The organism is Mesorhizobium sp. WSM3626 (assembly GCF_000513935.1).
GTDB lineage: Bacteria > Pseudomonadota > Alphaproteobacteria > Rhizobiales > Rhizobiaceae > Mesorhizobium > Mesorhizobium salmacidum.
In genome coordinates, this window is sequence record NZ_AZUY01000033.1 from 40625 (window position 1) to 66628 (window position 26004).

Consider the following 26004-nt stretch of genomic DNA (forward strand, 5'->3'; position numbering starts at 1 on the left):
CCCAAGCCTACCGATAAAGATCCGCCCGCGTCGGTGGCAGGCCGCTCGGGCCTCGCGCGCGTTTGGTGGCGACGGTCTGGAATATCTGCGCCGAGGCGCGTTCGAACGTAATGGAGCAGCCGCTCAGGTAAAGCAGCCACAGCCGCGCCTTGGCTTCGCCGACCTCGGCGATTGCCTCGCCGAACCGCGCCTGCAGACGCTCGGCCCACAGCCTGCAGGTGCGGGCATAGTGCTCGCGCAAATTCTCGACATCGTAGACGAGGAAGCCGTGCGCTTCGAGATTGCCTAGCGTCATGCCGATCGTGTCGAGTTCGCCACCCGGGAAGATGTATTTGATCAGCGCCTTGTATTCCGGCCCCTTGCGCAGGGTCTTCTTGATGTCGCCCTTGCTGCGCCTTGTGATGGCGTGATGCAGATAGATGCCGCCCGGTTTCAGCAGCCGGTGGACAGCGGAGAAGTAGGCCGCATGGTTTGCCAGGCCCAGATGCTCGAACATACCGATGGACGATATCTTGTCGAAGGTGCCGGTGAGCTCTGCGTAGGACTTTATCTCGATGGTGATCTTGTCCTCCAGACCCTCGGCGCGAATGCGCTCGCGGGCTAGCGAGGTCTGGGCCTGCGACAGCGAGACGCCGTGTCCGACGACACCATAATTTTTCGCGGCGTGTATCAGCATCGCGCCCCAGCCGCAGCCGATGTCGAGCAATCTTTCACCCGGTTTCAGCCGAAGCTTGCGGCAGATATGGTCGAGCTTGTCGACCTGCGCCTCGTCGATGCCGTTTGCGAAATCCTGGAAATACCCGCAGCTATAGACCATGCGCTCGTCGAGAAAGAGCCCGTAGAAGGCATTCGAGATATCATAGTGATGCTGGATCGCCTCCTTGCTGGAGCCGCTAACGAACGGGTTGCGACCAGCGAGATCAACCCGCGACGCCATCTGCTTTCTCGAAAACAGTACCGCCGGCAAGTCACGCAGAAGCGCCCGTTTCGGCAATGTCTTCAGCTTCGACCGCAGCTTGCCCGTCGAAGGCAGGGCGTAGAAATCGAACAGCGATCCATCCTCGATGTCGACTGCCTTGGAAATCCACATCTCGATAAGGGTCGACAGGGACGGTCGGCGAACGATCTGCCAGACAATGTCGTGGTCGTTGATGACCAGCACGGGGCCGGTGGCTGGGCCGATCCGCTCGCCGGTCCACAGCCTGACCGCGAAGGCAGGCTTCACCGCCTCGACTACCGTTCGAACGATGCGCGCAGCTCTTTCGGTGGCGTCCATACCCTTCCCCCGGTCGATGGCTCAATCTTGTCCGTTCGGGACCTGGATCGCAAGCCCAAGCATGCGGCGCCATCTTCCGGCAAGGATGCCTTTTTCAGCATGGCACTTGTCATTTGCTGCAACGCACCCCATCATGAGGGTGTGTTCAACAAATCGAAAGGAGGTGATCCGATGTCGAGTGATTTCGTTTTCCAGAACGTGGCCTCAGCGGATTGCACTTTCGGGAAGCAGTCTTCCCGTTAAGGCGCGAGATGCGCGGCGGGTGACGTGAACGTCACCGCCATTGAGCCGCGCCATGGACGGAAACACGGAAGGCCGCCGGCTTCGAAAGAAGCGGCGGCCTTTTCCGTTTGGGATGGGTCCTACTTCGTCAAAGCAAGGGTTTCGATGTTGCGGGCGATTGTCTGAAAGGCCGAATCCAATTCGGCGCCGTCGGCGGCCTGGTAGAAGTGCTTGACCGAACCGGTATCGGGGCTGGCACAATTCTGGAGCGTCGAAGCGGCATTCGTCTCATCGAGTTTGAAGCCGATCGTGAAGATCTCTATGCCTTTGTCGCGCATGGCGGCGCAGAGTTTTGTCGCGGCCGTGCGGGTCGTTTCCTTGCCGGCATCGTTATAGACTCCGCCAACGCTGGTCGCGTCGAAATAGGACAGGTTGAATTCGCCGTCTGTCATAAGGATCGCGTACTTGCCAACTTTCTTGGGATCGAGTTTGGCTGGCCGCTGAGAGGCATTGAGCACGCTGCCCCAGCTTTCCGATAGCATATACCAGGTCCATTGAACGCCGATGTGGCCAGCGGTGCCTCCCGAGGCGACAAGATTCTTGATGACATTCTTGAGAGTGGCGACGTCAGCCGTCAAAGGGACGAGCGCGGCGGCCGGGCAAGCCGCAGTGTTTGTGTTGGCGGCAAAGCTCGACAACAGATAGTCGCGGTTGACCATGCTGGAGCCAGGACCCGCGTCCGAATATTGATCGGTCCCCTTGCGTTCGGTGGCGCAATTGTCCGGGCGCGGGGATGCCGAAGCAGGTTGAGCGCTCGCATTGCCGGGCGCCTGCTTGCGCTGACTGGCATTGGCCTCCACATAGACGCTGCTGGCCGCAAGTTGGCCGGTATTGACCGAATTGGCGTAGGGCACGATGGAGAGGCGAACGCGCGGCTTGTTCGGGTCCTGAGTGCCCAGGAAGCTGTCCACCGCATTGGCGGCCGCGGTTCTCAGGTCCTTGATTTTCTGACCGGCCATCGATCCGGTTACATCGAGCATCATCGCCACTTCGATGGTCTTGTCCGAATAGAGCGATGTTGTCGAAGCAGTGACCCGCCTCGCATCGTCCGTGCCGAAAATCGGGAAGAACAGGGCAACATCGACGTGGGCGTCCACCTGGACCGTTTTTGCAATCTTGTCGACGATCAGCCGGTCAAGAATGACTTGACCGGCCTGCAGAATTCCGGCGGTAGCGTTGGCGTCGAGAAAGGCCTGCACGGATTTGTTTGCGTCGGCCTCCTTGATGGCGCCGGTGGTCAGGTCACGTGCGGTCGATGTCACCGCCGCGTCGATGACGCCCTGCAGGCTCGATTTGGCATTGTAGAGCTGGGTGACATTGACCGAGAAGCCCGCGACCAGCGCCAAGACCGAGGCAGCAAAGCCGAACAGGACCGCGAAATTTCCACCGCGATCTCTGGCGAACCCGCCGACCGCGTGAACAAGACCCCCGTAATTCCGCATCCAACCGCCTCCGCTTACCTCGGCCTCGTCGCCGCGGACAGGGCAATGCAGGATTCCAGCCGGATGACGCCACCTCTGGCCGCAACACTTTCGGTCAGACATCAAACCGTTGTTTTTGTTTGCTTTCGACCTTCGTGAAGGTGAATGACTGGTAAACGAAAAACCACGATCGTCGCCGCGTTTACCAGGCGCTTACCATGTCGAGACGAGGCAATCGCCGAAGCGTGGCGGCGTCCTGTTGCGGCACAGGCCTTCTGTGCCGAAGCGGACCAACTGTCCCAGGGCTGCGAGGCATGTCGAGGCACAAACTACCCAGCGTGTTGATATTCAGGTCAGGCCGGCCTCACCTGAATATCAATATAGCTAGGCCAGCACCTGCGCGCTGACTGTCCTGTCGATACCGTGGTGGGGTGGATTGAACAGCCTGCCTTCCTGTTCGTAGGTCCATACCTTGAACAAGGTGAGCCGGTGCGGGCCGAAACTGTGCAGCAAGGGAACGTCGGTGGCGTCGCGGCCGCGCGCGATGACGACGCGACCGATCCTGGGCTGGTTGTGGCGCGGATCGAACGTGTACCACTTGCCGTCGAGGAACGCTTCCATCCAGGCCGAGAAATCCATCGGCGCCGGATCGGCCGGCACGCCGATGTCGCCGAGATAGCCGTTCACGTAGCGCGCCGGAATGTTCATGCAACGGCAAAGCGTAATCGCCAGATGGGCGAAGTCGCGGCACACTCCGACGCGTTCCTCGTGCGCCTGCGCGGCGGTGCGGGTCGAACGCGCATAGCCATAGCCGAAGGACAGGCGGTTGTGGACATAGTCGACAATCGCCTGCACCCGCGCCCAACCGGACGGAAGATGGCCGAAAAGCTGCCAGGCGAGATTGCTCAGATGATCTGTCTCGCAATAGCGGCTGCCCAGGAGATAGAAGAGTACCTCGTCGGGTAACTCGGCGACCGGCATTTCCCGGGCCAGCGTGTTGACCTCGTCCGTCTCGCCACTGTCCTCAACAACCGCGTCGTAGAGGATGCGAAAGCCGCCGGCAGGCGCGGTAAAACGGCGGCAGGCATTGCCATGCAGGTCGTGATAGAGCCTGGTCGGCACCGATGGCGAGATGAGCACACGCGTCTGCCGCTTGATGTCGGCCCGCCTGTCCTTGTGGATTTCGAGCAGAGAAATCACCGGGGTTGCCTCGGCGCATTCAATCGCGATCTCGTAGCCGAGGCGTATCAGCATGGGCGTCGTCCCCTGGTTCGCGTGATGGGAATTGTACGGTTTCAAACGTTGCAAGGTGACGGTGGTTCCCTGGATCGCGACCCAAAAGCGCTCTCGCGCCTTTTCATGTCGGCACCTTGGCGTTACGGTTGCGTCCTCCCTCGACACCCTCCCCCGGACTTCAAGGAAAATCATGTTTGCTGGCAAAAAATTCGCCGCCTTCCTCTTCGATATGGACGGCACGCTCATCAATTCCATCGCCTCGGCGGAGCGGGTCTGGGGCGACTGGGCGCTGCGCCACGGCCTCGACGTCGCGGCCTTCCTGCCGACAATTCATGGCGTGCGCGCGATCGAGACCATCACCGCCCTTGCACTCCCGGGTGTCGACCCGAGACACGAAGCCGATTTACTGCTGAAGGCCGAGGCCGACGATCTCGAGGGCATCCTCCAGATCTCCGGTGCCGTGGCGTTTCTCAACACGCTGCCGCCGGAGCGCTGGGCGATCGTAACCTCGGCGCCACGCTCATTGGCGCTTGCACGCATGAAGGTCGCCGGCATCCCTGTCCCTGGGGTCCTCGTCGCGGCGGAGGATGTTTCCCGTGGCAAGCCGGCGCCCGACTGTTTCCAGCTCGGCGCAAGACGGCTTGGCTTCGACGCGCGTGACTGCCTGGTGTTCGAGGATGCCCCGGCTGGCATCGCGGCGGCGGAGGCGGCGGGAGCGTCGGTCATGGTGATCAACGCCACGCACCAGCATCCCCTGGCAACACAGCATGCCACGATCGCCGGTTACGACGAAATCGACATCACCGTCGACGAACGCGGCTGGGTTGCGCTCGAGCCCCAGCGCAACGCAGCTTAGAGTGCAGCGCGGCCTGGAGTGTGCCGAGATTCAGGTCAGGCCGAGTCGGAAAACGGAAGCTGCCGAGAACCGGAGCGGAGCGTACTGAGGTACGTGAGCAACGGAAGCGCAGGCAGCTTCCGTTTGCAGGCCGGTCTGACCTGAATATCAACACACTCTAGAAGTCGCTGGTCAGGCCTTTGACCTCCCAGTCGCCATAGCGGCCGGGTTCCTTGCCGCCGCGGCCGCCGATTTCCCGGGGCAGTGCTGCTTCCTTGCGGCGGTAGTCTTGCCGCCTTGCCTCGGCTTCCTGCAGCGCGCGGCGGGCGGCGGGCGTCAGCTCTTTTGGCGGCTCGCCGTCATCCGTGCCGGCCGGCGTTTTACTGGTTTCATCGTTCATGCGATATCTCGAGCGGATTGAAACAGGAACAGGCGTTTCCCATCATATAGCGATGACGTCACGAGGATCGACCCTTTTTCACCACCATCCGGACAGGAGCAGACGATGAACACAATTCGCACCGCCATGCTTCTCGCCGCCATGACTGCGCTGTTCATGGGCGTCGGCTTCCTGATCGGCGGTTCGGGCGGCATGATGATCGCCTTGCTGGTCGCCGCCGGCACCAATTTGTTCAGCTACTGGAACGCCGACAAGATGGTGCTGTCGATGAACCGCGCCGTCGAGGTCGACGAGAAGAACGCGCCGGAATATTACGCCATCGTCCAGGCACTGGCCAAACAGGCCGGGCTGCCGATGCCGAAAACCTATCTGATCGACAATCCGCAGCCGAATGCCTTTGCCACCGGCCGCAATCCGCAAAACGCGGCCGTCGCCGCCTCCACCGGCCTGCTGCAGCGGCTGACCCATGAAGAGGTCGCCGCCGTGATGGCGCATGAGCTCGCCCACGTCCAGCACCGCGACACGCTGACCATGACCATCGTCGCCACCTTTGCCGGTGCCATCTCGATGCTCGGCAATTTCGCCTTTTTCCTTGGCGGCAACCGCGACAACAACCCGTTCGGCTTTGTCGGCGTGCTGGCGGCGATGATCGTCGCGCCCTTCGCGGCCATGATCGTGCAGATGGCGGTCAGCCGCACCCGCGAATATGAGGCCGACCGGCGCGGCGCCGAAATCTGTGGACACCCGCTATGGCTGGCCTCCGCGCTTGACAAGATCGCCCGCGGGGCCGAACGCATTCCCAACCCCGATGCCGAGCGCAATCCCGCGATGGCGCATCTCTTCATCATCAACCCCCTGCATGGCGAGCGCATGGACAGTCTGTTCTCCACCCATCCGAGCACCGACAACCGCATCGCCGCCCTGCAGGCAATGGCGCGGCAGATGGGCGATGGCGCGCCGCGAACCGCGCAGCGCCAGGCACCGACGCCACCGCAAATGGACGAGCCGCAAGCGGCTGGACCGTGGGGCAAGCCCGCCGAACCGGAACAGCCGGCTGAACCGGCCAGCCCGAAATCCAATCCGTGGGGTCGCAACCCGACCGGGCCCAAGGGCCGGTGGTCGTGAGCGTGGCGGGCAGAGCACCTCGACGCACGGTTTCAGGCGATCAGGAACACAATGTCGGCGGCGAGTTCGTTGCCGGTCTCGCCGCGCGCAAGGCTGCGGCGCGGCTGCTGGCCGCAGTCATCGACGCCCGCACGCCGCTAGACGGCCTGACCGATCACGAGAACGGCCACCCGCAATACAGAGCACTCGACTTGCGCGACCGTGGCCTGGTGCGCGCCATACTGGTAACCGCGCTGCGCTACCGCATGACGATATCGGGACTGCTGGCGCGGCGCCTGGAAAAGTCGCTGCCGCCCAACGCGACCGCCTTGTCGCACATACTGCATGTGGCGGCAGCCCAGATCCTGTTCCTCGACATTCCCGACAGCGCCGCGGTCGACCTCGCCGTGACCCACGCCAAGTCCGACCCCCGCACGCAGCGTTTTTCCGGCCTGGTCAACGGCGTGCTGCGCACGCTGGCGCGAGCCAAGGAAGCGGAGCTTCCGGCCGCGCTTGCCGCCACAGACGAAGCGCCAAAATGGTTTTCCGACCGGCTGAAGGCCGCCTATGGCGCCGCGAAGGCCCGCCAGATCCTGGCTGCCCATCGCCACGAGGCGCCGGTCGATTTCTCGGTCAAGGCCGATGCCGAACTCTGGGCCGAGAAGCTCGGCGGCATTGTCCTGCCCACGGGAACGGTTCGGGTGGAGAAGCTAGCCTGCGCCGTCACGGAATTGCCGGGCTTCGCGGAGGGGGCATGGTGGGTCCAGGATGCGGCGGCCAGCCTTCCCGCCCGGCTGTTCGGCGATGTCGCCGGCCTGCGCGTCGCAGACCTTTGCGCAGCGCCCGGCGGCAAGACCGCGCAGCTCATTCTCGCTGGCGCCAGGGTCACAGCGGTAGACACCTCGAAGAACCGCTTGGCGCGGCTGGCGCAGAATCTCGGCCGCCTCGGCCTCTCCGCCGACATCGTCCAGGCCGATCTGCTCAAATACGAGCCCAGCGAATTGTTCGACGCCGTGCTGCTCGATGCGCCATGTTCCTCGACGGGCACGGTGCGGCGACATCCGGACGTGCCGTGGACCAAGACGGCGGCGGACGTCGAAAAACTCGCCGACCTGCAACGCAGGCTGCTCGCCCGCGCCGTTACGCTGGTCAGGCCCGGCGGCCGGATCGTCTTTTCCAATTGTTCGCTCGACCCGCTCGAAGGCGAAGAACTGCATCGTTCCTTTCTCAAGGACACGGCTGCGGTCATTGACGATCCGCTGCGGCAAGGCGAGATCGCCGGCATCGATTCGTTCCTGACGCCGCAAGGCACACTGCGCACCACACCCGCCGATCTTGACATCGGCGCGCCGGAGCGCTCCGGGCTGGACGGCTTCTTCGCCGCGCGCATGCGTCGAACCTCGGCCTAACCACTGGGATTTGCAGATTTTTTTTAGGAAGGAACCGGTCCAAAGGCAGGGGACCCGGCGCCGTCCTATGGAATTCGCCTTCGCATAAGTTCTTGAATCATATAAGCTTGTGCTTGGGATAGAGGACGATCAGGAGGGGTTTTGGCACTGGCTGCCAGCAACACGACGCGTCTGTGGACGCTGGTCGCGAAGGAGTTCTGGCGCAAGACGCGCCGGCGCCTGCGTGCCAGCCCGGTCTATCGCTGGCGCTATTCCGGCCGCACGCCCGAACGTGTCCTGATCGCGCCGCCGGACCTGCGCCTCGCCGACCCGCAGATCGCACTCGAGATCTATTACGGCCGCTATCCCCTGTCTGGCCATCTGGTCGAGACCGGCGGCAAATCCCCTTTCCAGATCAATATCCCCAATCACGGGTGGCAGAAGACGCTGCATGGCTTCCGCTGGCTGCGCCACATGCGTGCCGCCGGCACGGAGCTCGCCGCGGCAAACGCCCGCGCGCTCGTCTCCGACTGGATCGCCATGCATGGCAACCATATTTCAGGCATCGCCTGGGAGCCAGGCACGACGGCCAAACGCATCATCGCCTGGCTGCAGCATTCCTCCGTCGTGCTGCAGGGCGCCGAGTTCCCCTTTTACCGCGCTTTCCTGAAATCGCTGGCCATGCAGATCCGCTATCTCAGGTCGATGGCGCGCGAAATGCCCGACGGCAAGGACCGGCTGCGCGCCCGTATCGCGCTGGCCTTCGCGGCACTGTCCCTGCCGGCGCCGGCTTCCGCGCTGCGCGGCGCCACCCGCAACCTTGCCGGGGAACTCAATCGCCAGATCCTTGCCGACGGCGGCCATATCTCGCGCAATCCAATGGCGGTGCTGGAAATCCTCGCCGACCTCCTGCCGCTGCGCCAGACCTACGCCAACCAGGCCGAAGCGCCGCCGCAGGCGCTGATCGGCGCCATCGACCGCATGCTGCCGGCGCTGCGCTTCTTCCGTCATCAGGATGGCAGCCTCGCCCGCTTCAACGGCATGGGCGCCACAATCCATGACCGCATCGCCACCATCCTGCGCCATGACGACACCGCCGGCTCCCCGCTGCTGCATGCACCGCATTCGGGCTATGAACGGCTGGCGATCGGCGGCACCACCGTGATCGCCGATACCGGCCTGCCGCCGCCGGTCGACGTGTCCAATGCAGCCCATGCCGGCTGCCTCGCCTTCGAACTGTCGTCGGGCCGCCAGCACTATATCGTCAATGCCGGCATCGACACCTACGGCGCCGCGGAGTTCCGGCCACTGGCCCGCGCCACCGCAGCGCATTCGACAGCCACCATCAACGACACGTCTTCGGCGCGTTTCACCCACGCGCTGCGGGTCAACGACCAGTTGGGTTCACCATTGATCGGCGGCCCGCAGCAAGTGCAGTGCAAGCGCATCGACCAGAAGGGCGTCCACGGCTTCATCGCCCGTCATGACGGCTATCTGCAGCGTTTCGGCTTCCTGCACGAACGTGAGCTGAAACTGTCTTCGGACGGCAATGTGCTGGCGGGCCGGGACCGGTTCCAGCGGCCCGGCAACGCCGCGATCCGCAACAGCGGCCGCGATTTCATCACGGTGCGCTTTCACGTCCATCCGGACATCAATCTGCTGCAGGACGAACAGGAGCGGCTGGTGCTGACCGCCGACCAAGCCGACACTTGGGTGTTCACCTCGGGCGAAGTCATGCCCGAGGTGGAGGAATCGATCTATTTCGCCGGTCTGGGCGGGCCGCGCCGCAGCCGCCAGATCGTGCTCGCCTTCAAGGCGTCCGAAATTGCCGAAGTCCATTGGCAGCTGACGCGAACAAAGATCGCCGGTTATCCCGAAAACAACTGAACCGCCGCCAAACCAGTCGGCTCAAGCCTGATGCGGGATACCGAAGGCGTCATAGGTGCTGAGCGATGGCGGACCGGCGAAGGCGAAGCGGATCTTGTCGACCATCGCCGCCGCCTCGCCGCTTCGGTCATAGCGCTCGGCATCCTCTGCCGTGCTCCAAACGGTGATTGCCATGAACGTGTCGCGCGCCTGGTGCTGCTGCAGCAGCACGGCGCTGATATTGCCCTCGGCAGCGCGGATGGCGGGGATCGCCTCGGCCTCGTAGACGTCCCGCAACCGCTCCGTCGTGTCCGGCAACGCCCTGAACCGGCCAATACGCACGAATGCCATAGGTTTTCCTCCATCGCGAGCAGATGAGCCTATACTGGATGCCCTCAATTTCATATGAAACCGTCGAATGACGCGCGACGCTTGATTTCCGGGCCTCATATGCTACGGCGCGGGCATCCATCACACCAGCCGTGAAAGGCCGCCAGCCAATGGCCGTCGCCGCCAAGAATATTCCCGTCCCGGACCTCGTTCCCGTCCGCCGTGCCTTGCTCTCCGTCTTCGACAAGACCGGGCTGATCGATTTCGCCAGGGCACTGGCCGCTGCCGGTGTCGAGCTCGTCTCCACCGGCGGCACGGCAAAAGCGATCGCCGAAGCCGGCATGGCGGTGCGCGATGTCTCCGAGCTCACCGGTTTTCCCGAGATCATGGACGGCCGCGTCAAGACGCTGCACCCATCCGTGCACGGCGCGCTGCTTGGCGTGCGCGACGATCCAGAGCATGCATTGGCGATGCGCAAATACGGCATCGAGCCGATCGATCTCGTCGTCTCCAACCTTTATCCGTTCGAGGAAGTCCGCCGCTCCGGCGGCGACTACGCGGCGATCGTCGAGAATATCGACATTGGCGGCCCGGCGATGATCCGCGCCTCGGCCAAGAACCATGCCTATGTGGCCATTGTCACCGATCCCGGCGACTACGCCGCGGTGCTCAACGCGCTGGAGATGAACATCGGCTCGCTGTCGCTGGATTTCCGCAAGAAGCTGGCGGCCAAGGCCTTCGCCCGCACCGCCACCTATGACGCGGCGATCTCGGGCTGGTTCGCCGAGGCGCTGGAGATCGAGCATCCGACCTGGCGCGCCTTCGGCGGCAGGCTTGCCGAGGTCATGCGCTACGGCGAAAACCCGCATCAGGATGCCGGCTTCTACGTCAATGGCGACAAGCGGCCGGGCGTCGCCACGGCGCGGCAGCTGCAGGGCAAGCAGCTGTCCTACAACAACATCAACGACACCGATGCCGCCTTCGAACTGGCCGGCGAGTTCGATCCGAACCGCTCGGCCGCCGTCGCCATCATCAAGCACGCCAATCCGTGCGGCGTGGCCGAAAGTACGTCGCTGAAAGCGGCCTACGCCAAGGCGCTCGCCTGCGACCCGGTCTCGGCCTTCGGCGGCATCGTCGCCTTGAACCGCACCCTTGACGCCGAGGCGGCCGAGGAAATCGTGAAAACCTTCACCGAGGTGATCATCGCCCCCGACGCCACCGACGAGGCCGCGGCAATCATAGCTGCCAAGAAGAATTTGCGCCTGCTGGTCACCAGCGGCCTGCCCGACCCGCGCACGGCAGGCACGACGGTCAAGTCGGTTTCCGGTGGCCTGCTCGTCCAGGGCCGCGACAATGCCGTGGTCGACGACCTCGAATTGAAGGTGGTGACCAAGCGCGCGCCGACGCCCAGTGAAATGGCCGATCTGAAATTCGCCTTCCGCGTCGCCAAGCACGTCAAGTCGAACGCCATCGTCTATGCCAAGGACGGTGCCACCGTCGGCATCGGCGCCGGCCAGATGAGCCGGGTCGATTCCTCACGCATCGCCGCGCGCAAGGCGGTCGACGCGGCGGAGACGGCAGGCATGGCGGAGCCGTTGACCAAGGGCTCGGTGGTCGCTTCGGACGCCTTCTTTCCCTTCGCCGACGGCCTGCTGTCGGCCATCGAAGCCGGTGCCACCGCCGTGATCCAGCCGGGCGGTTCGATGCGCGACGACGACGTCATCGCCGCCGCCGACGAACACGGCATCGCCATGGTGTTCACAGGCGTGCGGCATTTCCGGCATTGAGGAGCTTCTTCCCTTCTCCCCTTATTGTGGGAGAAGGAAGAGGCGCTGCTATTCAACTGGCCGATCCGCCGGATACGGCGTGCGAACCAGGATCGCCATGCCGATGGCCAGGAACAGGATAATCGCCGCCATGCCGAGCCGCGCCGAGCCGCTGGTTGCGGTAATCGTCGCCACCATAAACGGCGCCAGGAAACTGGTTGCCCGCCCGGCCAGCGCATAGATGCCGAAATAGCGGCCGGATTCGGCTGCGGTCACGCTGCGCGCCATGTAGGAGCGCGACGACGCCTGCACCGGCCCGAAAGCCAGGCCGATCAGCAGGCCGTACATGATGTAGGCCTTTTCGGCCGCCGTGCCGAACAGGCCTCCCGAGTCGGCGGTCGAAAGCTGGATCAGGCCAAGCAGCGTGAAGCCCGGGCCGGTCGAGACGACGCCGATGGTGGCGATGGACAGCATGACCAGCGAAATCATCACCACCGCCTTGGAACCCAGGCCGGTGTCGAGCCGCGCCGCGATCCAGCAACCGAAGATGGCGACGACGTTGAGGATGATGCCGAACATGCCGATCTCGGTGATCGACCATTGGAACATGCCCGCCGCGAAGGTGCCGCCCAGCGCCAGCAGCGCATTGACGCCATCCTGATAGATCATGCGGGCGACGAGGAAGCGGAAGATGCCGCCACGCTTGCGCACCTCGGCCAGCGTCGATTTCAGCTCCGACAGGCCTTCGCGCACCGCCGGCCCGATCGGGATGCCCTTGATGGCGTCGGGCGTGAAGAAGAACATCGGCAGGATGAACAGGAAATACCATCCGGCCGACAGCGGCCCGGTGGCGCGGGCATCCTCGCCCAGCTGCGGGTCAAGACTGAACAATGGGGTGATGCCGATGATCGTCTTGCCGGTTTCCGGCGAGCCGGCCAGGCAGGTGACGACGAAGATCAGTGCGATCATGCCCCCGAGATAACCGAGGCCCCAGGCCACGTTGGAGATGCGGCCGATCTCGCTCTTCGGCACCAGGCGCGGCATCATGGAATCGTTGAAGACGGTGGAAAACTCCGCCGCCACCGACGCCAGCGAGAACAGCGCCACGATCAGGAACAGGTTCGAGCCGGGCGCGGCGAACCAGAGCAAGGTGAGACTGGTAACCTTGATCGCGGCGAAGAAGGCGATCCATGGCTTGCGCGGTCCGGTCTGGTCGGCGATCGAACCGAGGATCGGCGACAGCACCGCGATGACCAGCCCGGCAGCGGCGATGCCATAGCCCCAGACGGCTTGGCCGGTGGTGGGATCGCCCGCCATGCGCGAAACGAAATAGGGGCCGAAAATGAAGGTGGTGACGACCGTGAAGAACGGCTGCGCCGCCCAATCGAAGAACATCCACCCCCAGATGCCGCGCCCGGACGCCCGCTGGATCGTCTCTACCGCCATAGTGATTCCCCCGGCACCCGCTCCGCCCATTTCGGGCGCCATGTCTGCATGTTTCGAATGTTCATGCAAATGGACAAGCGCTGGCTCACATTCCCGTCAGATCGCTCATCAGGCCCGACGCAACCGACAGCCGCGACACGGTGATGTCGCCGCCTTCCGTCAGCGCCTGTAGCCGATCGCGGATGCGCGCCACCCTCTCGCCGCCGGCTTCGAGCCAGGCCGCCACCGGATCGGCCGCCTTGGACTGGCCGGCGAGGGCGGCGACCGCGATGCCGCGCCGTGCCGCGCCAATCGTGTCGGTGGCGCGGGACAGAGCGAGTTGATCATAATACTCCGAAGGCGTGATCGAGCGCGCCGCATCCTCGACGCGCGGGATGCGGAAGGCATCGCTGACGGCGAAGAACGCCCTGGCGGCCGCGACAATATCGGCACCGGCGGTGCGCGCCGTCAGGGCGATGTCGGGGATGAGCTCCGCCGCCTCGCTCATCGCCAGCTGCTCGGCCAGCTTCTCCGGAGCGCCAGCCTTGAACAGCCCGTGCCGCTTCTCCTCGATCCGCTCGCGGGAAAAAGCCGGCAGCAGCGATACCAGTTTGGGCTCCAGCGCCTTGCGCGCATCCTGCAGTTCGGCGATGCGCTGGCCGAGCGGTGCCGTGCCGGCATCGTTCTTCAGATACCAGCCGCTGCTCATATAGATGAGCCGGCTCACCATCTGATAGAGATCGAGCTGCACCTGGCCGTCGATCTGGTTGTCGAGCGCGTCGATCTCGCGATAGAGCGCCGGCAGCGCAAAGCCATCGCGCACCACGGCGAAGGTGCGCACCACATCGGCGGCGCTGCGCCCCGTCGCTTCCTGCAGCCGGTTGACGAAGGACGGCCCGCCGCGATTGACCAGGTCGTTGGCCACGACACGGGCGATGATCTCGCGGCGCAGCCGATGACCGTGGATCTCGGAAGCGTATTTCTTCGCCATCCGGTCCGGGAAATAACCCATCAGGTCGCGGTCGAAATGCGCATCGTCCGGCACGTCGCTGGCGACGATGTCGGAAAACAGCACGATCTTGGCATAGGCGAGCAGAACGCCAAGCTCGGCCCGGGTCAGCGGCTCGCCGCGTGCCTCGCGTTCGGCAAGGGCTACCGGCGACGGCAACGTCTCGACCACACGATCGAGCAGGCCGCGCGCCTCCAGCGCCGTCATGAAGCGGCTTTGATGCGCGATGTCGGCGAGGCCGCGCTTGCGGGCGATCGAAAGCGCCAGCGTCTGCTGGTAGTTGTTGGACAGCACCAGGCCGCCGACCTCGTCGGTCATCTCGGCCAGCAGCTTGTTGCGCGCCGGACGCGTCAGCGATCCCTTGCGCATCGCGGACGCCAGCGCGATCTTGATGTTGACCTCGACGTCGGAGCAGTTGACGCCGCCCGAATTGTCGATGGCGTCGGAATTGCAGCGGCCGCCATTCATGCCGAACTCGATGCGTGCGCGCTGCGTCACACCGAGATTGGCGCCCTCGCCGATCACCTTGGCGCGCACGTCGAGCGCGGTGATGCGGACGGCATCGTTGGCGCGGTCGCCGACCTCGGCATTCGTTTCGGTCGACGCCCTGAGATACGTGCCGATGCCGCCGAACCACAACAGGTCGACCGGCGCCTTGAGGATGGCGGTCATGATCTCGACCGGCGTGGCGGTCGTCTTGGCGAGGCCGATCGCGACCGCCGCGGCCACCGGCAAGGTGATCGACTTCTGGTTGCGCGAGACGATGACGCCGCCTTCCGACAGCTTGGTCTTGTCATAGTCCTGCCAGCTCGAACGCGGCAACGCGAACATGCGCTCGCGCTCCGCCATCGAGGCCGCCATGTCAGGATCCGGATCGATGAAGATGTCGCGATGGTCGAAGGCGGCGATCAGCCGCGTTTTCGGCGACAACAGCATGCCGTTGCCGAACACGTCGCCCGACATGTCACCGACACCGACAACAGAGAACGGCGAGGTTTGGACATCGCGGTTCATCTCGCGGAAATGCCGCTTGACCGCTTCCCAGGCGCCCTTGGCGGTGATGCCCATCTTCTTGTGGTCGTAGCCGGCCGAACCGCCGCTGGCGAAGGCATCGTCGAGCCAGAAGCCGTGCTTCTCGGAGATGGCGTTGGCGGTGTCGGAGAAGGTCGCCGTGCCCTTGTCGGCGGCGACGACGAAATAAGGATCGTCCTGGTCGCGGCGCACCACGCCGGCCGGCGGAATGACGCCGTCCAGGCCGATATTGTCGGTGATCGACAGCAGGCTGGAGACAAAGTTCTTGTAAGCCGAGGTGCCGGCCTCGAAAATGGCGTCGCGGCCGGCGCTCATCGGCAGCTTCTTGGGATAGAAGCCGCCCTTGGCGCCGACCGGCACGATGACGGCATTCTTGACCTGTTGCGCCTTGACCAGGCCGAGCACTTCGGTGCGGTAGTCCTGGGCGCGGTCCGACCAGCGCAAGCCGCCACGCGCCACCGGGCCGAAGCGCAGATGCAGGCCTTCGACCTCGGAGCCGTAGACGAAGATTTCCCGCCACGGCCGCGGCGCCGGCAATCCCTCGACCGCCTGCGATTCGAGCTTGATCGCCAGCGACTGGCCCTTCTTTTTCGTATCGGCAACGAAATGATTGGTGCGCAGCGAGGCTTCGATCAGATTTAAATAGCGGCGGATGATGGTGTCGTCGTCGATGTTGGGCACATCTTCAAGCGCATCCCTGATCTTGGCCTTGAGGTGCTTGGCCGCCACCACGCCTTCCGTTTCCGCCGCCGGGCCGAGCCGCGCGATGAACAGGTCATGCAGGCCGCGCGCGATCTCGGGATAGCGGTTGAGCGCCGCGGCAATGAAATCCTGGCTCTGCGGAATGCCGACCTGCTGCAAATAGCGGCCATAGGCGCGCAGGATCGTGATCTCGCCCGACCACAGGCCGGCGGTCTGGGCAAGGCCATTATAGCCATCATTATCGACATCGCCGCGCCATACCGACAGGAAAGCGTCCTCGAACAGCGCGCCGCCGTCGGCGAGGTCGATCGGCTTGCCGTAGCTGTTCTCCAGCTCCATGTCGTGGATGAAGACCAAGCCCGACTGGTCGTCGCCGACCTCGAAGGTGCGCTCACTGATGACACGGAAGCCGATGTTCTCCAGCACCGGAACGCGCCGCGACAACACCACCGGGCTGTCATGGTGATAGATCTTCAGCGCCGCCTGGTGCGGCTTCTGCTCGGCATGGCGGTAGTAGTCGATGGCGATCGGATTGCCGGCGCTGATCTTGGCGATACGTCCGGCGTCGGCCAGCGCCACCGCCGCACTGAACGTATCCCGGTAGCTCTCCGGCAGCCGCGCGGCGATCGCTTTCAACGCCGGGTCGCTGCCGCTGGCTTCGGCCGCATCGGCAAGCGCATCTTCCCAGGTGCGCACAATGTCGCGGATCGCCGCCTCAATCGTCGCCTGCTCGACCTTCGGCGTCTTGCCGCCGGAGCGGCCGATGATGAAGTGAACGCGCGCCAGCCCGCCTTCGGGGAAGGCCGGGTAGTAGGCCGACAGCCGGCCCTCGAACACGGTTTTCAGATAGGCGCCGATCTTCTCGCGCACGACGCTGTCGTAGCGGTCGCGCGGCACGAAGACGAGGATCGAGACGAAGCGGTCGAACTGGTCGGCGCGCACCAGCGCTCGCACGCGCGGCCGTTCGACCAGGCCGAGAATGGCAGCGGCATGCTTGCGCAGGATCGGCACCGGCACCTGGAACAGCTCGTCGCGCGGGTAGCTTTCCAGCACGTTGATCAGCGCCTTGCCGGAGTGGTCATGGCGGTCGAACCCGGACTTGGCGATGATGGTTTCGGCCTTCGACCTGAGATACGGGATCTTCATCACCGACCGCGTATAGGCGGTCGAGGTGAACAGGCCGACGATGCGCAGTTCGCCCGCCAACGCGCCCTTGGCGGTGTAGGTCTTGACGCCGATGTAGTCGAGATAGATGCGCCGGTGCACCAGCGACTTTGCATTGGCCTTGGTGACGATCAGCGGCTCCGGTCCGTGCAGGAAAGCACGGATTTCCGGCGTCGTCGTCACCGCCTCGGTCCCGCGCCTCAGCACCAGCACGTCCGGGTCGGTCAGGATGCCGAGGCCGGGCTTTTCGGCGCGTTCCAGATTGCCGCTTTCCTCGCCGCCGGTGTATTTGAATTCACGCATGCCGAGGAAGGTGAAGTTGTCGTCGCGCAGCCACTCCAGGAAGGCGATGGCCTCGGCGACGCTCTTCTTGTCGAGCGGCACCGCCGAATAGCGGAATTCGGAGATTGCCTGATCGAGCCGGGCCAGCATCGGCCGCCAGTCGTTGACCGCGGCGTGGACCTGTCCAAGCATCTTGCGCAGCCGCTCGGTCAAGCCATTTGCCTGTTCCGGCGTCAGCCGGGGAATGTGGACATGGATCACGCTCAGCCGGTCATGGCTCCCGTCATCCCTGGCGAAATTGCCGTCGCCGAGGATTTCGTCCACACCCGTCTTGCCATGGCGAACCGTGATCACCGGATGGGTGACCAGGGTCGGTTCACCTGATGTCTCTGTGACCTCGCCGAGGATGGAATCGAACAGGAACGGCATGTTGTCGTTGACGACCGTGATGACGGTCACCGGGCGGCCTTCGCGAACGACGCCCGAATCGGCTTCGACGGCGACGACGCACTCACCCTTTTTGTGAACGGCGACCGCCTGGCCTGCGAGATCGGCGGCACGTTCGAGGTCCGTCACGTCGTAGGCGGCGATATCCTCCGCCGGCGCGCGGGCGAGCAGGTAATCGGTGAGCCTGGCCGGTCTGTCCTCGATCTTCGCCGCAGGTGCCTTCTTCTTCGACTTGGCTGCGGACTTCACACTGGCCATGACGCTTCTTCCCTCCCGTCGCATGCTTTTGCGACTATGGTAGCAGATGACCGCTGTTTGGCGACAAAGGTTTGACGGCTTGCCAAGAATTATCGGAATTCGGCGGCAAGGCATCGCCTGACGAGGAGAAATGATCCATGACCGGCAAAATCACCGCGCTTGACCTGGCCTCGGGAGAGCCGAGCGAGCCGACAAAAGCCTATTTCGCCAAATGCGAGGAAAAGCTCGGGCTCGTCCCCAACGTGCTCAGGGCCTATGCCTTCGACGACAAGAAGCTGCGCGCCTTCACCGACATGTATAACGACCTGATGCTGGGCGAATCCGGCCTGTCGAAGCTGGAACGCGAGATGATCGCTGTCGCCGTCTCCTCCATCAACCACTGCTACTATTGCCTGACCGCGCATGGCGCTGCGGTGCGTCAGCTCTCGGGCGATCCCTTGCTCGGCGAGATGATGGTGATGAATTTCCGCGCCGCCGACCTTTCCCCGAAGCAAACGGCGATGCTCGAATTCGCCGTCAAGTTGACGCAAGAGCCGGCCAGGATCGTCGAGGCCGACCGCGCTGCGCTACGCCAGGCAGGCTTCAGTGATCGCGACATCTGGGACATCGCCTCGACCGCGGCCTTTTTCAACATGTCGAATCGTGTCGCGGCCGCGATCGACATGCGGCCGAACGACGAATACCACGCCATGGCGCGATAAGACCACGCGCGCTCCACCATCGGTCCTGGTTCTCATCAAGCGTTGACAGGCAGACACTGCCGGCTAGGTTTCCGAGAAACAAAATTTCCGAGGGGTGAAACTTCGTGCCCGAGGCTAACGCTTCGAGAATGGGAGCCCTTATGCTTGACCGGATTGCCAAACCCAGGATTGTTCTCTGCGCCCTGACCATGACGCTGGCGCTCGCATCCCCACCCGCCCACGCATTCGAGGCGGCGACAGCCTACCAGCCCATTTTCGAGACGGCGGCGGCCAAGACAGTAACGTTGACCGGCCACGACCTGACCATCGACCAGGTCATCGACATCGCCCGCAACGGCGCCAAGGTCGAGCTCAGCCCGGAAGCGCTGCAGCGCTCGGCGGATGCCTACGGCCTGCTGCTCGAGGGTGCCGCCGAAGGTATCACGATCTACTGGTTCAACCGTGGCGCCGGCGACCAGCGCGAGACGGTGATCTTCTCCGGCGACCCGACGACGCCTGAAAACAGCAAGCTCCTCAAGGATCAGCAGCTCGCCCGCTTCAAGGGCGGGGTCAACAGAGGCTACGGGCCGGAGCTGCAGGAGGAGGCGCTCGTGCGCGCGATCATGGCGATCCGCGCCAACACCATGTCCTACGAAGCCGCCAGCCCGCAGCTGACGCATATGCTCCTCGACATGCTGAACAAGCGGGTGACGCCGGTCGTGCAATCGCGCGGCACGCTCGGCGAAGGTGACCTCGCGACACTCGGCAATATCGGCGCGGCCATGGTCGGCGAAGGCGAGGCCTACCTCAACGGCGTTCGCATGCCGGCCGCGCAGGCCCTTTCGCAGGCGGGCCTGAAGCCGCTCGAACCGTTCGCCGCCGACCAGGCCGCGCTGATCAGCAGCAATGCCTACGCACAGGCACAGGCGGTGCTTTTGCTGGAGGACGCGCGAAAACTGCTGGAATGGACCGACCTCAGCTACGCCATGGGGCTGAACGGCATGAATTCCAGCGTGACGCCGATATCGGTGCCGGTGCAATCCATGCGGCCTTACCCGTGGCTGACATGGGATGCGGCGAGGATCATGGACATGATCAAGGGCAGCTATCTCTTCGATGAGGATGCGGCCCGCATCATCCAGGACCCGGAAAGCATGCGCGCCTCCAGCCAGCGTCAGGGCTCGGCCTGGCAGGCCTGGGCGGATCTGCGCCAATCCGTGCTGCTCTCCATCAACTCGTCGGATCACAATCCGGCCGTGCTGCCGGGCCTGACGCCGCAGAGCTCGCCGGAGCTGAACACGCCGCAATTCATGAAATATTACATCAAGGGCGGACCGCTGAGTAACGGCAAGTCCGGCTATATCTTCTCCAACGCCAACTGGGATCCTTATCCCATGGCCAATCAGGTCGAGGCTTTCACCATCTCTCTCACCAATCTTGGCGTCGCGGTGGCGCAGCGCATCGAGCGCTTCCGCAATCCCTTCTTCACCGTGGTCAAGCCGGCCGATGTGCTGAAGCCCGAAGAGCGCAAGGATATCCCGACCTTCGACGGCTATCTGCCGACCGATCTCTGGCAGGAACTGGCCGACCTCGGCACGCCGGTGACACCGAATGGCCAGGCCATCGTCGCCACCGTCGAGGACCTCGAAGCGCAGACCCGCATCAAAACGCAACGCGCCCGCGAGGCGGTCGACCTGTCGTTTCACCTGCTGGCTCAGGACCTGTTGACGGCAAGCTATTGGATGGAAATCCGCAAAGCGCAGAACCCGCAGCGGAAATTCGGTGAGGCGCCAACCGCGGCACTCGAGGCGCTGCGCCAGGTGATCCCCTGGCATCAGGCGGCATCGGAACGGCAAAAGCGGCCGCTCGGCATGGTCGCCTATGATTTCATGCAGGAGAACCCGGCCTCGAAATTCTATCCCGGCGGACCGCAGGCGCCGAAGAGTGCCGCATTTCCGACGGCCGGCGTTCTGCCCAAGCGATGAAAGCCGCCCCAAGGCGGGTATCCAGGAACCGATGCCCACCTTCAGGACGGTCGAGTAGCATATGGCGATCACCTCGCGGAGACGAATATTAGCGCTAGCGAATTTTCATTGCCTGCTGGTCATTTTGGTCCGATGATCGGCAGGCGGCATGACCGCATGTCGGTTCGATGCCGCTGATCAGGGAGGAGAGCATGGCAAAGTTTCTCTACATCTATCATGGCTCGGGCAAGATGCCGGCGAACGAAGCGGACCGCAAAGCAATGACCGACGCCTGGACAGGCTGGTTCGGAAAACTCGGCTCGGCCGTGGTAGAGCGCGGCAATCCTGTCGGCATGTCGAAGACGGTGCTGCCCGGCGGCAAGGTCGAGAATAATGGCGGCAGCAACCCGACCGGCGGCTATTCGATCATCGAGGCGAAGGACATCGATGACGCTGCCAGCAAGGCCAGGGAGTGTCCGATCCTGATGGAGCCGAACTGCAACGTCGAGATCGCGCCGATCATCAACATGATGGGCTGACGCCTGCTTAGAGCAATTCCAGGAAAAGTGCGGAGCGGTTTTCCCCGGAGAAGCGCGTAGCGCTTTCCCTAAGGATTGCGTTAAAATAGAGAGCTAGAGCGGTTCGACGTTTCCATGAAACGGCGAACTGCTCTAGGACCGCGCCGCGATGGCCGCCGCGGCACCGGCCATTGTCGTGGCGCTAACGCGGTTGGCGATCTTCATGGCGCGCTTGCTCCTGAGCAGCTTGCGCGCCTGCGAGGCGGCAAGCACCCAGGCGAGATCGATGGCAATCAGCACCACCGCCATGGTCGCTGTCAGTTCGACCCAGCCGACGAGGCTGACCGAAGCCAGGTCGATGATGGTCGGCAACAGCGCCAGATAGAACATCATGATCTTGGGATTGCCGAGCGTGACGGCCATGCCGGCGAAGAACAGCTTGCCGGCCGAATCCTCGCGCGGCATCTCGCCTTCCTTGGCGTCGACGGGCGCCGTCCACATCTTCCAGGCGAGGTAGGCGAGATAGGCGACGCCAACCCATTTCACCATGACGAAAGCGAGATGGAAGGTCTGCGCCACCACCGCCAGCCCGAACACAGCCAGCGACAGCCAGATGCCTTCGCCGATCCACATGGCAAGCAGGAACGGAAACACATCGCGAAACCCTTTCGAGATGACGCGCGCGACGAGCGCCGCGATCGACGGACCGGGCGAACCGGCGGCCACGAACAAGGCGGCGGCGAAGATCAGCAGCGAGGTAAGGTGCATGGCGAGGGTCTCCGCGTTGGGGCTCGATCAGCCACAATAACCCGACAGCTGCGGCTCTGGCAAAGGCAAGACAATATGGACCGTGGGCGCTGACCTGCCGCGTGCTTGCGGAGCCCCTTGCAGACCCGGCGTCACGCCGCTAGAAGGGCCGCCGCGAAACAATTTCGAGCCTCACTTTGCCTCAGTAACCGCCGGTCTCGTCAACTCCCCCGACACACCTGCATGGCGCCGCATCAGCAGTGCCTGTTTCGTTTCATGTGTTCTTCTGGGCGGCGGTTCGAGACCGGTTTGGCACTGCTGAACCGCTGTCGCGCGCTTTTTGCCAGCGACACCTGTATTCACATTCTCCGCAGCCACCCGCCACGCCGCGCCCGCATGGGCATCTCGACATCGCCGACCGGATGAACTTCCCGACGGGAAGGACTTACCGGCATGTCTTCGGCCCTGCGCATCCACTGGACGATCGCGCCTGAAATCGCACCATGCCCCCTGATCAACTGCAATCGCTGCGGCTGCGTGAAAGCCTATCGCTGCAGCGGGAAATTCCGCGTCAACGCCAACGGCAAGCGCATCGACGTGTGGCTGATCTATCGTTGCGTCGATTGCGACAATTCCTGGAATTTCGGTATTTTCGAGCGCTGCAACCGCCGCGATATCGCGCCGGCGCTGCTCGCGGCACTCGAAAGCAATGATCCGGCAATGGTCCGGAGCCATGCCTTCGACATCGTTGCCCTGCGCAAACAGGTGGGACGCGTCGAGGAGTTCCCTGACGCCGCCGTGCGCAAGCAGGTGATCGGCGAGATGAAGGAAGACGCGACGGCGCTGGAACTCCGGCTCGGTCTGGAAATGCCGGTATCGCTGAGGCTCGACCGGCTGCTTGCCAACGAACTTCGCATCTCGCGGTCGCGGCTTCAGGCGCTGGACGAACGGAGGTTGCTGACCGTCGAGCCGGATGGAGCAAAGGCCCTGCGCAAACCAGCCCGAGAGGGAGCGACAATCCGCATCGATCTCGCCGGCGAGCCTGATCGTCGGATCATCATCTCGGCTGCTGGTGGATGAACGAAAAAGGGCGGAGCACAGGTGCTCCGCCCTCTCAACTCTCGAAAAAGGAAAACCTTACGCCGCGCCGACCGCCTTGGACGACTTCTCGAAACGCTTGCGCTCGTTCGGGTCGAGATAGAGCTTGCGCAGGCGGATCGTCTTCGGCGTCACCTCGACCAGCTCGTCGTCCTGGATCCAGGCCAATGCGCGCTCCAGCGTCATGCGGATCGGCGGGGTGAGCTTGACCGCTTCATCCTTGCCGGCGGCGCGGATGTTGGTCAGTTTCTTGCCCTTCAGCACGTTCACTTCGAGATCGTTGTCCCGGCTGTGGATGCCGATGATCATGCCCTGATAGACCTTGACGCCCGGATCGATGACCATCGGGCCACGGTCTTCGAGGTTCCACATGGCGTAGGCGACCGACTCGCCCTGTTCGTTGGAGATCAGCACGCCGTTGGTGCGGCCGGGCAATTCGCCCTTGTAGGGTTCGTAAGCATGGAACAGCCGGTTCATCACGGCGGTGCCGCGCGTATCGGTCAAAAGTTCCGACTGGTAGCCGATCAGGCCGCGCGTCGGCGCGTGGAAGACGATGCGCTGGCGGTTGCCGCCCGAGGGACGCAGCTCGACCATTTCGGCCTTGCGCTCCGACATCTTCTGCACGACGACGCCGGCATGCTCCTCGTCGACGTCGATGACGACTTCCTCGACCGGCTCCAGCAATTCGCCGTTCTCGCCCTTCTGCATGACGACGCGCGGACGCGAGACGGCGATCTCGAATCCTTCGCGGCGCATGGTCTCGATCAGCACGGCGAGCTGCAATTCGCCACGTCCGGAGACGAAGAACGAATCCTTGTCGGGCGATTCCTCGATCTTGAGCGCGACATTGCCTTCGGCTTCCCGAAGCAACCGGTCGCGAATGACGCGGCTGGTCACCTTGTCGCCTTCGGTGCCGGCCAGCGGGCTGTCGTTGACGAGGAAGGACATCGTCACGGTCGGTGGATCGATCGGCTGTGCATGCAGCGCCTCGGTCACCGCCAGGTCGCAGAACGTGTCGGCGACGGTCCCCTTGGACAGGCCGGCAATGGCGACGATGTCACCCGCCTGCGCTTCTTCGATCGGCTGGCGCTCGAGGCCACGGAAAGCGAGGATCTTGGAGATGCGGCCGGTTTCAATCTGGGTGCCGTCATTGTGCAGCACCTTGACGGCCTGGTTGGACTTCAGCGTGCCGCTCTCGATGCGGCCGGTGATGATGCGGCCGAGGAACGGATTGGCTTCCAGGATGGTGCCGATCATGCGGAACGGACCGGGATGGACGGTCGGCGCCGGCACATGCTTGATGACGAGGTCGAACAACGGCGCGAGCTGCTGGTCCTTGGGCCCTTCCGGGTTTTCCGACACCCAGCCGTCGCGGCCCGAACCATAGAGGATCGGGAAATCGAGCTGCTCGTCGGTGGCGTCGAGCGCGGCGAACAGGTCGAACACCTCGTTGACCACCTCGACATGGCGCGCGTCGGGACGGTCGATCTTGTTGATGACGACGATCGGCTTCAAGCCGACCTTGAGCGCCTTGCCGACGACGAACTTGGTCTGCGGCATCGGCCCTTCGGCGGCGTCTACCAGCACGATGGCCGAATCCACCATCGACAGGATGCGCTCGACCTCACCGCCGAAATCGGCGTGGCCGGGGGTATCGACGATGTTGATGCGGGTGTCCTTCCAGTCGACCGAGGTCGCCTTGGCCAGGATGGTGATGCCGCGTTCCTTTTCGAGATCGTTGGAATCCATGGCGCGCTCGGCGACGCGCTGATTGTCGCGGAAGGAGCCGGACTGTTTCAAAAGCTGGTCGACCAGGGTGGTCTTTCCATGGTCGACGTGCGCGATGATCGCGATATTACGGAGGTTCATGATTCTGGTCTCGGAAGCGTTGCAGGCAGCAGGCCAAAGGCGCTGCCTCTTTCGGTTGCGCGGCTCATACAGGGTTTTTCGCAGTTGCGAAAGGGGACGCGCGCCACCAAATACTCATCAAATCTTAAGCATCTGCGTGTGAAATGATTTTGTTAACCAAGGCGGAACCTTTTCAGGCCCCGGGCAGTTCGAACGTCATGACCGATAAACTCAACCGATTTTGGCCGCTGATCGCGTCCGCTGCCTTTGCCGTCCTGCTGGCGGCCAACGCCGCGCAGTCGGCCGCGACGCTGAAGGAAGCGCGGTCTGTCCTGCCTGATAATACGCCTTCCGCGCAGCAGGCCTTTGCCGACGCGCCCGACGGCGTCGACCCGGTGGTCACCGGCCCGGTCAGCGCCGCCTTCAAGCAGAGACAGGCCAGCGCCAACTGCGATGCGGCGGTTTGGCCCAACATTCCAATGGTCTGCTACCCCGACTGAGACGCCTCTCGCGCCTGTTCTTACACGCTGAGGCGTGTTGAGATTCAGGTCAAGCCGAGTCGAAAATGGTGGATTCCGAGAACCGGAGCGGAGCGTACGTTTGAGTACGTGTTGGGGTGGACGGCCCCCGACGGCGTCGCAATGTGCCAGAATGAGGTCGTTGCAGATCTCAACAAGGGAGACCGTCCGTGGATAAACTTATTCGCATTGGCATGGATACGTCAAAGAGCGTTTTCCAGTTGCATGGGGTGAATGAAGCCGAACAGCCTGTATTGCGCAAGAAGCTGCGGCGCAATCAGGTGCTCGCCTTCTTTGCGGGGCTTCCACCACTGAAGGTTGGCATGGAGGCCTGTGGCGCGGCTCATTACTGGGCGCGGGAGTTGCGCGCGTTGGGTCACGAGGTGCTGCTGATGCCGGCGCAGCACG

General features: G+C 63.6%; 19 protein-coding genes and 1 pseudogene. 11 read left to right on the forward strand and 9 right to left on the reverse strand.

Features of this window, described 5'->3' with window-relative positions; all coding sequences use genetic code 11:
• Positions 1–7: 7 nt before the first annotated feature.
• From M653_RS0121180 to M653_RS0121190, 3 genes are all read right to left on the reverse strand, one after another.
• Positions 8–1276, reverse strand: a complete 1269-nt coding sequence (locus M653_RS0121180; protein ID WP_027145142.1) for a cyclopropane-fatty-acyl-phospholipid synthase family protein — start codon at positions 1274–1276, stop codon at positions 8–10.
• A gap of 362 nt (positions 1277–1638) precedes the next feature.
• Entirely contained in the window at positions 1639–3000 is a 1362-nt protein-coding gene (locus tag M653_RS0121185) for a pilus assembly protein (protein WP_027145143.1), read from the reverse strand.
• 363 nt (positions 3001–3363) lie between these two features.
• Entirely contained in the window at positions 3364–4233 is an 870-nt protein-coding gene (locus M653_RS0121190; protein WP_027145144.1) for a transglutaminase family protein, read from the reverse strand.
• Between the two features lie 172 nt (positions 4234–4405).
• Between M653_RS0121190 and M653_RS0121195 the strand changes: the two genes are divergently transcribed.
• Positions 4406–5071 (forward strand): HAD-IA family hydrolase, encoded by a 666-nt coding sequence (locus M653_RS0121195; RefSeq protein WP_027145145.1) that lies wholly within the window; start codon positions 4406–4408, stop codon positions 5069–5071.
• A gap of 157 nt (positions 5072–5228) precedes the next feature.
• Here M653_RS0121195 and M653_RS0121200 read toward each other — a convergent pair whose 3' ends face one another.
• Positions 5229–5450 carry a DUF1674 domain-containing protein gene (locus tag M653_RS0121200; RefSeq protein WP_027145146.1) on the reverse strand — a complete coding sequence of 74 codons (222 nt, stop codon included), beginning with the start codon at positions 5448–5450 and terminating at the stop codon, positions 5229–5231.
• Positions 5451–5555: 105 nt separating this feature from the next.
• On the opposite strand from M653_RS0121200, the gene htpX reads away from it, so the two are divergent.
• From htpX to M653_RS0121215, 3 genes are all read left to right on the forward strand, one after another.
• Positions 5556–6575, forward strand: coding sequence for a zinc metalloprotease HtpX (htpX, locus tag M653_RS0121205; protein WP_027145147.1), 1020 nt, complete (start codon positions 5556–5558; stop codon positions 6573–6575).
• A complete protein-coding gene (locus M653_RS0121210; protein WP_027145148.1) occupies positions 6572–7963 on the forward strand; it encodes an RsmB/NOP family class I SAM-dependent RNA methyltransferase in 1392 nt (463 codons plus the stop codon). Before htpX ends, M653_RS0121210 begins: the two co-directional genes overlap by 4 nt.
• Before the next feature lie 141 nt (positions 7964–8104).
• Complete coding sequence (locus M653_RS0121215; protein WP_027145149.1) at positions 8105–9829, forward strand: heparinase II/III family protein; 1725 nt, start codon at positions 8105–8107, stop codon at positions 9827–9829.
• 21 nt (positions 9830–9850) lie between these two features.
• On the opposite strand, the gene M653_RS0121220 is transcribed toward M653_RS0121215, so the two are convergent.
• Positions 9851–10159 carry an antibiotic biosynthesis monooxygenase gene (locus tag M653_RS0121220; protein WP_027145150.1) on the reverse strand — a complete coding sequence of 103 codons (309 nt, stop codon included), beginning with the start codon at positions 10157–10159 and terminating at the stop codon, positions 9851–9853.
• 149 nt (positions 10160–10308) lie between these two features.
• Here M653_RS0121220 and purH point away from each other — a divergent pair, with 149 nt between their 5' ends.
• Positions 10309–11925: a bifunctional phosphoribosylaminoimidazolecarboxamide formyltransferase/IMP cyclohydrolase gene (purH, locus tag M653_RS0121225; protein WP_027145151.1), complete on the forward strand. Its 1617-nt coding sequence runs from the start codon at positions 10309–10311 to the stop codon at positions 11923–11925.
• Positions 11926–11973: 48 nt separating this feature from the next.
• Here the strand turns inward: purH and M653_RS0121230 are convergent, their stop codons facing one another.
• Positions 11974–13350: an MFS transporter gene (locus M653_RS0121230; protein WP_027145152.1), complete on the reverse strand. Its 1377-nt coding sequence runs from the start codon at positions 13348–13350 to the stop codon at positions 11974–11976.
• 85 nt (positions 13351–13435) lie between these two features.
• On the reverse strand, positions 13436–18223 hold the full coding sequence (locus tag M653_RS0121235) for an NAD-glutamate dehydrogenase (protein WP_027145153.1): 4788 nt from the start codon (positions 18221–18223) through the stop codon (positions 13436–13438).
• A gap of 137 nt (positions 18224–18360) precedes the next feature.
• On the opposite strand from M653_RS0121235, the gene M653_RS0121240 reads away from it, so the two are divergent.
• The 3 genes from M653_RS0121240 (at position 18361) to M653_RS0121250 (ending at position 21406) form a co-directional block, all read left to right on the forward strand.
• The gene (locus tag M653_RS0121240; RefSeq protein WP_027145154.1) at positions 18361–18924 is read left to right on the forward strand and encodes a peroxidase-related enzyme; all 564 of its coding nucleotides are present in this window, start codon (positions 18361–18363) and stop codon (positions 18922–18924) included.
• Between the two features lie 140 nt (positions 18925–19064).
• On the forward strand, positions 19065–20888 hold the full coding sequence (locus M653_RS0121245) for an aromatic amino acid ammonia-lyase (RefSeq protein ID WP_027145155.1): 1824 nt from the start codon (positions 19065–19067) through the stop codon (positions 20886–20888).
• Between the two features lie 191 nt (positions 20889–21079).
• Positions 21080–21406, forward strand: a complete 327-nt coding sequence (locus M653_RS0121250) for a hypothetical protein (protein WP_027145156.1) — start codon at positions 21080–21082, stop codon at positions 21404–21406.
• 132 nt (positions 21407–21538) lie between these two features.
• Here M653_RS0121250 and M653_RS0121255 read toward each other — a convergent pair whose 3' ends face one another.
• Positions 21539–22153, reverse strand: a complete 615-nt coding sequence (locus M653_RS0121255; protein WP_027145157.1) for a LysE family translocator — start codon at positions 22151–22153, stop codon at positions 21539–21541.
• Between the two features lie 432 nt (positions 22154–22585).
• Between M653_RS0121255 and M653_RS0121260 the strand changes: the two genes are divergently transcribed.
• Positions 22586–23212, forward strand: coding sequence for a DUF1062 domain-containing protein (locus tag M653_RS0121260; protein WP_027145158.1), 627 nt, complete (start codon positions 22586–22588; stop codon positions 23210–23212).
• A 57-nt stretch (positions 23213–23269) separates the two neighbouring features.
• Here M653_RS0121260 and typA read toward each other — a convergent pair whose 3' ends face one another.
• Entirely contained in the window at positions 23270–25099 is a 1830-nt protein-coding gene (typA, locus tag M653_RS0121265; protein WP_027145159.1) for a translational GTPase TypA, read from the reverse strand.
• 197 nt (positions 25100–25296) lie between these two features.
• Here typA and M653_RS0121270 point away from each other — a divergent pair, with 197 nt between their 5' ends.
• Positions 25297–25578 (forward strand): hypothetical protein, encoded by a 282-nt coding sequence (locus M653_RS0121270; protein WP_140503924.1) that lies wholly within the window; start codon positions 25297–25299, stop codon positions 25576–25578.
• A gap of 188 nt (positions 25579–25766) precedes the next feature.
• Positions 25767–26004 (forward strand): annotated as a pseudogene (locus M653_RS0121275) (IS110 family transposase); the annotation flags it as partial.